The sequence below is a fragment of the Kineococcus indalonis genome (assembly GCF_009906395.1).
In the GTDB taxonomy this organism is placed as follows: Bacteria; Actinomycetota; Actinomycetes; order Actinomycetales; family Kineococcaceae; genus Kineococcus; species Kineococcus indalonis.
This window is the reverse complement of the sequence record NZ_JAAALM010000721.1, coordinates 1-1,534: the sequence shown is the minus strand read 5'-3', so window position 1 is coordinate 1,534 and position 1,534 is coordinate 1. Positions and strand designations below refer to the sequence as shown.

Genomic DNA, 1,534 nt, shown 5'->3' with positions numbered 1-1,534 from the left:
GTCGAAGAGGACCCGCGCCAGCAGCGGCACCCACTGCGCCGGGTCGGTGCGGCCGCCGCGCCCGGTGGCCGCCGCGCCCGTCGCCGGGCGCTCGGTGGGGATGTCGACCTCGTCGCCGTCGCGCCCGCCGGTGGCCTCGTGGGCGAGCTTGACGGCGGCCAGGGCGATCTCCAGCACGTCGAACTCGTCGCCGAGGCCCTCCACGACGGGGCGGAAGCGGTCCAGCTGGTCGGTGAGCAGGCTCTCGCGCAGCGCCGCGCGCGTCAGCTCCAGGCGTCGGGCGTGCAGGTCGGCCACGGTGGGCAGCGCCTCGACGGCGATGCGCTGGCCGGTGACCCGCTCGATGGTCTTCAGCATCCGGTGCTCGCGCGAGTCGGCCAGGGTGATGGCCACGCCCTCGCGGCCGGCGCGCCCGACCCGGCCGATGCGGTGCACGTAGGACTCCGGCGCGCTGGGCACGTCGTAGTTCACGACGTGGCTCAGGTGCTCCACGTCCAGCCCGCGCGCGGCGACGTCGGTGGCCACGAGCAGGTCCGCGGTGCCCGAGCGCAACCGGCCCAGCACCTTCTCCCGCTGGTCCTGGCTCAGCCCGCCGTGCAGGGCCTCGGCCCGGTACCCGCGCCCGTTCAGGCTCTCGGTGACGGTGTCCACCTGCTCGCGGGTGCGGCAGAAGACGATGGCCGCGCCGGGCGCCTCCACGTCCAGCACCCGGCCCAGCGCGGCGGTCTTGTGCGCGCGCGGCACCAGGTAGGCGCTCTGGCGGACCCGGGGCGCGTCCCCGGCGGCGAGGGGGGCGCGCTCGATGCGCACCCGCACCGGGTCGCGCAGGTGCCGGCGCGCCAGCGCCGCCGTGCGCGCGGGCATGGTGGCGGAGAACAGCACCGTCTGGCGGTGCTCGGGCGTGGCGGCCAGCAGCGCCTCGATGTCCTCGCTGAAACCCATGTCCAGCATCTCGTCGGCCTCGTCGAGCACCACGGTGCGCAGCGCCTCGAAGGTCAGCGCGCCGCGCCCGAGCAGGTCCAGCGCCCGGCCGGGGGTGGCGACCACGACGTCCACGCCGCGCTCCAGCGAGCGCAGCTGCTGACCGATCGGGGTGCCGCCGTAGACGGGCAGCACCCGGGCGCCGAGCTCGCGGCCGTACTTGTACATCGCCTCCGAGACCTGCACCGCCAGCTCCCGGGTGGGGGTCAGCACCACGGCGGTGGGGGTGCCGGGCCGCTCGGCCGGCGGCGCCAGGACCTGCAGCAGGGGCAGGGCGTAGGCGGCGGTCTTGCCCGTGCCGGTCGCGGCGACCCCGAGGACGTCGTGCCCGGCCAGCAGCGGCGGCACGGCCTCGCGCTGGATGGGCGTGGGCTCCTCGTAGCCCAGCGCGGTCAGCGGGCGCAGCAGCTCCTCGCGCAGGGCCAGGTCGGCGAAGGTCGTCGCCTCCGGCTCGTCGGTCCCGGGTTCGTCGGTCCCCGGTCGGGGGGCCTCCGGCTCGCGGACCTCCGCGTCGGGGGTGTCCGCGTCGGGGGTGTCCGCGTCGGGGGTGCTC

1 protein-coding gene is annotated in these 1,534 nt (G+C 76.9%); it reads right to left on the bottom strand.

Features of this window, described 5'->3' with window-relative positions; all coding sequences use genetic code 11:
• The coding region (locus tag GTR00_RS20575) for a DEAD/DEAH box helicase (protein WP_166613387.1) at positions 1 to 1,407 on the bottom strand (1,407 nt) is incomplete at its 3' end.
• Positions 1,408 to 1,534: the final 127 nt, after the last annotated feature.